Origin of the sequence: Sulfurimonas sp., from assembly GCF_026196735.1 — a bacterium.
GTDB lineage: Bacteria > Campylobacterota > Campylobacteria > Campylobacterales > Sulfurimonadaceae > Sulfurimonas.
On the sequence record NZ_JAPHUF010000021.1, the window covers coordinates 68,036 to 75,038 of the forward strand.

The following is a 7,003-nucleotide window of genomic DNA, read 5'->3' on the forward strand; positions in this document are numbered from 1 at the left end:
ATATTCCTAATACGAGTGAGTACAAGCTTTGCTCACTTCTTTTTGACACCACTACGAAAGACTATAATGCCAATCTACAAACACTTTTAAAGCTTATAGAAAAAAGACCCGCTAAATCTTTAATCGTTGCACCTGAAGTGTGTTTGACTTCTTTTGATTATGATAATTTTGATGAAGTATTAGAGTTTGCACAAACTGCAAACAAAGCGCTAAAGAGAGCTTCAAAAGATAAGATTATTATACTAACCATGATGGAGAAAAGAGATGGTGAAGTTTTTAACTTTGCAAAAATCTTTCACAATGGTGAGATTGTTTATGAACGCGCCAAAGCTAGACTTTTTCATTTTGGTGAAGAGCATAAGCATATGAGCGAAGGTTCGGATGAAGGCATTAAGATAGTTGAAATTGACGACATTAAAATAGGAATACTTATCTGTTTTGAGCTTCGTTTTAAAGAGTTATGGCAAAAATTAGAAGGCTGTGATGTTATTGCGGTTCCATCTTGGTGGGGAGTTTTAAGAACTGAGCACTTCAAAGCGCTAACGCATTCTCTGGCAATAATAAACCAGTGTTATGTAGTTGCAAGTGACTCACTTAATGAAGAGTGTACAAAGATGAGTGGGATAATAAGACCGCATGGCGAGGACGAAAGAAACGGGAATAAGCCTTGCTTGGAAGTGCCATATGACAAAAAAGAGATTATTAAAATGAGACGATATATGGATGTAGGTATTGGATAGAATAACAGCAACAAAAACAGCACGACTTGCAGACGACTGCCATAAAATATTTTCACTTACCAAAGAAATTAAAGATGCAATTTCTAAAACAAGAAGAGAAGAGTTTGTTCCTGCCGGTTTTAGACACAATGCATATAAGCTGGATGCTTTGCCTCTAAGTTCAGCTCAGTGGATTAGTTCTCCGCTTACAGTTGCTAAAATGACGCATTATTTAGAACCACAGGGTGCTGACCGAGTTTTAGAAGTCGGTTGTGGAAGCGGTTACCAAGCAGCCGTGCTTTCACATCTTTTTCGCGGTGTGTTTACTATTGAGAGAATTGAGTCACTTATGATTCAAGCAAAAAATAAATTTAAAAAACTTGGAATTCATAATATTCATACAAGAACTGACGATGGACAAAACGGCTGGGTTCAATACGCTCCTTATGATAGAATTTTATTTTCGGCAACGGCAAAAGAGATACCGCAAAAACTTTTTGAGCAGTTGAGCGATGGAGGAATTTTAGTAGCCCCTATGCAAAAAGGAACGAAGCAGATAATAACTCGTTTTAGAAAAAGCGGAGATTCCTTGACAGAAGAAGAGTTAGAAGAGTGTGATTTTGTTCCTGTTTTGGACGGTGTTCAAAAGTGAAACAGATAAAACTGTTTCTTTTAACTCTTCTTATAATTACAAGGCTTGAAGCTTCCTCAAACTTCGCAGAAGCCAATACCCTATACAAAGCCGGTAACTACAAAGAATCATTTAAAATATTTCAAGAGTTAGCAAAAGATGACCCAGATGCTGCTTATATGCTGGCATACATGTATGAGCATGGCGAAGGTTGCGAAATAGATAAAGAAGAAGCTTCAAAGTGGTATAAAATATCAGCTCAAGGTTATCATGAGCAGGGAATATATAACTCCAGCAAAGAGGTAGAAAAAAAAACAAAAAAAATATACTCATCATTGGATAGACTAGAAGATAGTCAAACGCAAGAGACAATAAGACAATATGTACAGTCTCTTTATAATTTTAAAGCCCACAATGCCAATTATTTTTTACCGATAAGCCATCGTTATGGCGGTGATTACGCGGATACAAACGGACATGAAGCAAAAAATACAGAAACAGAGTTTCAATTTAGCGTAAAGTATGATTTTATTACAGATATTTTTCATTTTGGTGAGATATATTCAGTAGCTTATACTCAAAAATCATTTTGGCAGTTTTACTCAAATTCTGCTTTTTTTAGAGAATCAAACTATAACCCTGAGTTTTTTGTTACATTTCCAACTTCGGAGCTTAGTGATGGAAGACTTATAAAAGCTGTGCGTGTAGGAATAGCGCATGAGTCAAACGGGCGGGGTTTAGATGAAGAGCGTTCATGGAACTATATCAGCGGCAGTTTATTTATGCAGTATAAAATGTTATTTGCAGAGTTGAAGCTTTGGGCGAGACTACCTGATATAACTGATTATAATCATGATTTGATAGACTATATGGGCCACGGTTATCTTAAATTTAGACTGCCGTATAAAAAACATTTTGCAGATTTGAAGTTGAGGCATAACTTTAAAAACAAAGGATCGGCAGAACTAAACTACAGCTATCCTGTTTTTGGTGGTGACAATCTTTTTTTATATGTAAAATTATTTAATGGATATGGCGAAAGTTTGATTGATTATGACAATCACATAAAAAAGTTTGGTATAGGATTTAGTATATCTAGATAATGGCTATTAATAAGCTTTTTATTGTAAAATAACATTAATATAAAGTAGGATAAGTTTATGGAAGAGATTTACGGCATAAAATATTCAAAACCTGAAGTAGTCTTAATGCAAGATACCGGCATAGGTGTGGCAGAAGCGGCGGCTAGAACCTGTTATGACTCATTTGAAAATAGCGAAAATGAATCGATAAAGCATATTGAAAACTATATGCCTGATAGTTCTACATGTCAAAAGATAAACTCTATAGAGGAGTCTAGTCTTTTAGATGATTTGGCTTGGACATATTTTCACCACTCTATTTTAGAGCATGCAAATCTAAGCTTTTTAGTCCGTGGAACATCAAGAGGTGTATTGCAAGAGCATGCCAGACATAGAATACAAGCAATTTCTGTAAGAAGCACTCGTTATACAATGAGTTCTATTATAAATGCGTTTACAGCATCACAAACAACAGACAATAAAGAGTTCTTTATAAATAAAGTTTTAGATTTTGATATGTTTGTAACTCAAGATGAAGAGTACAATAAAATCGAAATTGGCGCTATTTATGATAAACTAAAATATCAATCAGCAAAAGTCGAAAATTTCAATGAAATTGCCGTGGCAAAAAGTTCACTTGGGTTGCTTGAGGAGTTTAAAGGTAATTCACAGAGACTTTTTGAGGCACTTGAAGCGGGTAAAAAGAAGCGTAATGTAGGTGATGCTTTTAAGCATATAATTACTGATAATGTAAAAGTTGATATGGTAGTAACTTTTAATCTGAGAAGTCTTAAAAACTACCTGACACTAAGAGACAGCGGTGCAGCATATTTTCAGATAAGATGGCTGGCACAAGAGATGATGAGGTGCACCCCATCAAAATATTTAGATTTAATCATTAAAAGGAAATAATTATTATGCAAAGATATATTTTAATATTTAGTTTTTTATTTACACTGCTGTTGAGCGGATGTTCATACTTTACAGTGAGTGCTGCAATGTGTGGCAAAATTGCATCAGAGCAGGGTGAGATGCCAGAAGAGTGTAGAAACTATAGTGAAAAAGAGGCACAAAAAGCGTTTGACAAAACAAAAACAAAAACTTCTACTCCTACAAAAGAAGATTTAGAATTTGGGAAAAAGTAAGTTAATACTTTAGAATGAACTCTTTAAAACTAATATCTATAAACATAGGTATACCGCTTTTTATATATTTGGTCTTCGCACTGCTTACTTTTAACAGTGCGAAACTGCCAAACTTTTTATTTATAATAGTCCCTTATCTTTTTTATGCATTATCTATAATGATTATATGGGTTTCTTGGCACTTTAACAGAAACAGGTTTATATTTGTAATAACTCCGCTAATACTGATTCATTTAGGTTTTGATTATCTAAGCGCCGCAAAAGCAACTCTGCTTTTTCATTATGCATCGATTATCTATCCTTTACATCTTTTGATATTTTTAGTTTTAAAAGAGAGAGGACTCTTTTCTGTTTGGGGAATATTGAAAATTGCTTTTGTGGTTTTTGAGACAGCAGTTGTGCTTTATTTGCTTTATTATCCAAGTGAACAAGTGCAGAATTTCTTAAACCTAAAAATATTTGCAATATCCTTTTATCCATTAAAAGATATAGCAATAGCTGTTTTTCTTTTCATCTTTTTTGTGATGTCGGCTCTTATATTATTTAATAGATATCTAATTTACAACAGCACATTCTTAATGATTTTGATTTCATACATAAGCGGATTTTATTTTTTAAAAATGTCATATGCGGTTGATATGGCTTTTTTGACAATAGCGATGATTATATTTATTCTTTTAATTAGAGAGACATACAGACTTGCTTTTTACGATGAATTGACATCTATGCCTGGACGACGCGCACTTGTAGAGGATATGGCGAAGTTAGGAAGAAAATACTCTCTTGCAATGATTGATATAGACCATTTTAAAAAGTTCAATGATACCTATGGGCATGATACGGGAGATGAGGTTTTAAAGATGGTTGCTTCAAAATTATCTGCTGTAGGCGGCGGCGGAAAAGCTTATAGATATGGAGGAGAAGAGTTTACAATCTTGTTTGCGTCAAAAGATGCGGATGAGTGCTTTGGATATGTAGATATTTTGAGACAAAATATTGCTACTACTCCTTTTGTTGTGAGAAATAGGAAAAAATCTAAAACTATATATGTAAATATTTCAGCCGGACTTGTTCAAAACGGCTCTAAAGATAAAGAGCCTTTTGCTGTCATGAAAAGAGCCGACAATGCTCTTTATAAAGCTAAAGAAGCTGGAAGAAACAAAGTTATAAAAGCTTAATTTGATATAATTGAATTAATAAAATATAAGGTAATACAATGAGTAATGTATGTGAGTTGTGCGGTAGTGAAGAAAATTTAGGTAATTTTTTGGTAGATGGCGCAAATAATGAAGCAAATTTGATTCTTTGTTCTACATGTAGAGATCAAATAGAGAATGATAAGTTAGATGAAAATCATTTTAATTGTTTAAATGATTCTATGTGGAGTGAAAATCCAGGTGTAAAAGTTTTAACTTACAGACTTTTAAATGCACTCGGGCGTCAAGATTTAGTCGATATGATGTACCTTGAAGAAAATGAGAAAGAATGGGCAGAGGCAGGCATGAGCAGTGGGGATGAACTTGTATATAAAGATGCAAATGGTGTAGCACTTCAAGTAGGCGACACTGTAGTAATCACAAAAGACTTAGATGTTAAAGGCACAGGTTTCACAGCCAAACGCGGTACGGCAGTTAGAAATATAGGACTTGTACCCAATGATGCAGAACACATCGAGGGTCGTGTGAACGGTGTAAAGATTCACATCCTGACAAAATTTCTAAAAAAGTCCTAACAGTGATGCAAGCAAGTGATAGATTTCATAATATAGATAAAGATTTTAGAAATCCTTATGCAAGAGACAGAGATAGAATCATCCACTCCGGTAGTTTTAGAAAGCTTGAGTACAAGACACAGGTTTTTTTAAATCAAGAAGGCGATTTTTTTCGTACTCGTTTGACTCACTCCATTGAAGTCTCGCAGATTGCCCGCTCTATCACTTCTCATCTTGGACTCAATGAATCATTGGCAGAAGCTATTGCCCTTGCTCACGACTTGGGACATACACCCTTTGGTCATATTGGCGGTGATACACTCGATGAGTGCTTAAAAGAAGATGGTTTCAGAAATGGTTTTGAACATAATTTTCAAAGTTTTAGAGTCGTTTCATCAATTGAAAAAAGATATAAAAACTTCAAAGGTCTGAATCTTACTTTTGCAACTTTAGAAGGGATATTAAAGCACTCTTACCCTTATAAAAAAAGTTTCCTGCCGGAGATAATAGACGAGCAGTTCAATTTAGAGACTCATCCATCAGTAGAGGCGATGGTAGTTGACCGTGCAGACGAGATAGCATATATGAGCCATGATATTGATGATGGAATCAACTCCGGACTGATTAGTTTTGATGATCTCAAAGAGAGTGAGTTAATGCAAGAGATTTTAAATAAAGTACAAAAAGAAGGAATATCTGAAGATGAAGACGAGATGTTTCGTTATCGTTTTACTTCGCACTTTATTAACCACTTGGTTTATTCTTTGATCGAGTATGCTAAAAACAAAGTCGACAATACCAAAGTGCTAAGTGCTGTCCTTGATAGTAAAGATGAGCTGCCTATTGGGTTTGAGCCAAGTTTAGAGACAGAGATAAAAAAACTTAAAAAACTTCTCTTTACAAAATTGTATCAACATAAAGATATTATGATAAAAATGTTTGCCGGAAAACAGGCAATCAAGGGGCTATATGGTGGACTAAGCCAAGAGCCGAAGATGATGCCAAAGTTTTATTACAAGCAATTAGAAAATAAAAATAAGCATAGAGTTATAGCTGATTATATTGCACATATGAGTGATAGGCACGCACTTAATTTTTACAACGAGATGTATGGAAAAATATAGCTATATAGTTTATTATATAAATAATTATATAAGAGATAATTTCAAGTTATGAAGTTTGTTGTTTTTGGAGTTTATGAAGATTAAGATAAGCCCGAAGGCTTATTCTTATAGGCGTGATTCGTAACGTCTCATCATATAAAGACGTTTAAGCATTTTCTTACGAGATGCTATTTTGAACTTCTTACGCTTTTCAGTTTCCGTTTCATGGAAACGGCGAGCACGAGCTTCAGTAACTATTAAGTTACGGTCAGTCTGCTTTTTGAAACGGCGGTAAGATGCATCAAAATTATCATCACTTCGTAGTACGATACCTGGCATATCACATCACCCACTTTCTTTAAAATTTTCGAAGCGCAAGTATAGCATAAATATTTTGCATAAGCTAATTATCGCAAAATTTTGTAAATTTAGGTAAAAAATTGATTTATGTCAAGAACTGTTAATTTCAAATCGGATAAAATTTCTCTGATTTAAATAGGACTAAATAACTCTTATTTAAAAATTTAGAGCGTAATGCGTTCTTACCAAAGGAAAGAAAATGAAAAAAATCATTTTAACAATCGTTTTAACTTTAGGTGCACTTCAAGCAAA

General features: G+C 34.2%; 9 protein-coding genes. 8 read left to right on the top strand and 1 reads right to left on the bottom strand.

Going from position 1 to position 7,003, the window contains the following annotated elements; genetic code table 11:
* The first annotated feature begins 2 nt into the window (after window positions 1-2).
* The 8 genes from OQK60_RS10875 to dgt are packed head-to-tail and all read left to right on the top strand — an operon-like array spanning window position 3 to window position 6,412.
* Window positions 3-740, top strand: coding sequence for a carbon-nitrogen hydrolase family protein (locus OQK60_RS10875; protein ID WP_297686960.1), 738 nt, complete (start codon window positions 3-5; stop codon window positions 738-740).
* Entirely contained in the window at window positions 733-1,371 is a 639-nt protein-coding gene (locus tag OQK60_RS10880; protein WP_297686948.1) for a protein-L-isoaspartate(D-aspartate) O-methyltransferase, read from the top strand. The genes OQK60_RS10875 and OQK60_RS10880 overlap by 8 nt, the downstream gene beginning before the upstream one ends.
* Complete coding sequence (locus OQK60_RS10885) at window positions 1,368-2,453, top strand: phospholipase A (RefSeq protein WP_297686950.1); 1,086 nt, start codon at window positions 1,368-1,370, stop codon at window positions 2,451-2,453. The genes OQK60_RS10880 and OQK60_RS10885 overlap by 4 nt, the downstream gene beginning before the upstream one ends.
* A gap of 57 nt (window positions 2,454-2,510) precedes the next feature.
* Window positions 2,511-3,344 (top strand): FAD-dependent thymidylate synthase, encoded by an 834-nt coding sequence (locus OQK60_RS10890; RefSeq protein WP_297686952.1) that lies wholly within the window; start codon window positions 2,511-2,513, stop codon window positions 3,342-3,344.
* A gap of 5 nt (window positions 3,345-3,349) precedes the next feature.
* Window positions 3,350-3,577: a hypothetical protein gene (locus tag OQK60_RS10895; protein WP_297686953.1), complete on the top strand. Its 228-nt coding sequence runs from the start codon at window positions 3,350-3,352 to the stop codon at window positions 3,575-3,577.
* Window positions 3,578-3,591: 14 nt separating this feature from the next.
* Window positions 3,592-4,755, top strand: a complete 1,164-nt coding sequence (locus tag OQK60_RS10900) for a GGDEF domain-containing protein (protein WP_297686955.1) — start codon at window positions 3,592-3,594, stop codon at window positions 4,753-4,755.
* Between the two features lie 38 nt (window positions 4,756-4,793).
* Window positions 4,794-5,309 carry an alkylphosphonate utilization protein gene (locus OQK60_RS10905; RefSeq protein WP_297686957.1) on the top strand — a complete coding sequence of 172 codons (516 nt, stop codon included), beginning with the start codon at window positions 4,794-4,796 and terminating at the stop codon, window positions 5,307-5,309.
* Between the two features lie 5 nt (window positions 5,310-5,314).
* Window positions 5,315-6,412, top strand: coding sequence for a dGTP triphosphohydrolase (dgt, locus tag OQK60_RS10910; RefSeq protein WP_297686961.1), 1,098 nt, complete (start codon window positions 5,315-5,317; stop codon window positions 6,410-6,412).
* Between the two features lie 105 nt (window positions 6,413-6,517).
* Here the strand turns inward: dgt and rpsU are convergent, their stop codons facing one another.
* Window positions 6,518-6,730, bottom strand: coding sequence for a 30S ribosomal protein S21 (gene rpsU / locus OQK60_RS10915; protein ID WP_008340937.1), 213 nt, complete (start codon window positions 6,728-6,730; stop codon window positions 6,518-6,520).
* Window positions 6,731-7,003 lie beyond the last annotated feature (273 nt).

Excerpts from the sequence above, each read along its gene's own strand:
- OQK60_RS10890 (WP_297686952.1), top strand. The coding sequence starts at position 2,511 with ATGGAAGAGATTTACGGCATAAAATATTCAAAACCTGAAGTAGTCTTA.
- dgt (WP_297686961.1), top strand. The coding sequence starts at position 5,315 with ATGCAAGCAAGTGATAGATTTCATAATATAGATAAAGATTTTAGAAAT.
- rpsU (WP_008340937.1), bottom strand. The coding sequence starts at position 6,730 with ATGCCAGGTATCGTACTACGAAGTGATGATAATTTTGATGCATCTTAC.
- OQK60_RS10900 (WP_297686955.1), top strand. The coding sequence starts at position 3,592 with ATGAACTCTTTAAAACTAATATCTATAAACATAGGTATACCGCTTTTT.
- OQK60_RS10895 (WP_297686953.1), top strand. The coding sequence starts at position 3,350 with ATGCAAAGATATATTTTAATATTTAGTTTTTTATTTACACTGCTGTTG.
- OQK60_RS10905 (WP_297686957.1), top strand. The coding sequence starts at position 4,794 with ATGAGTAATGTATGTGAGTTGTGCGGTAGTGAAGAAAATTTAGGTAAT.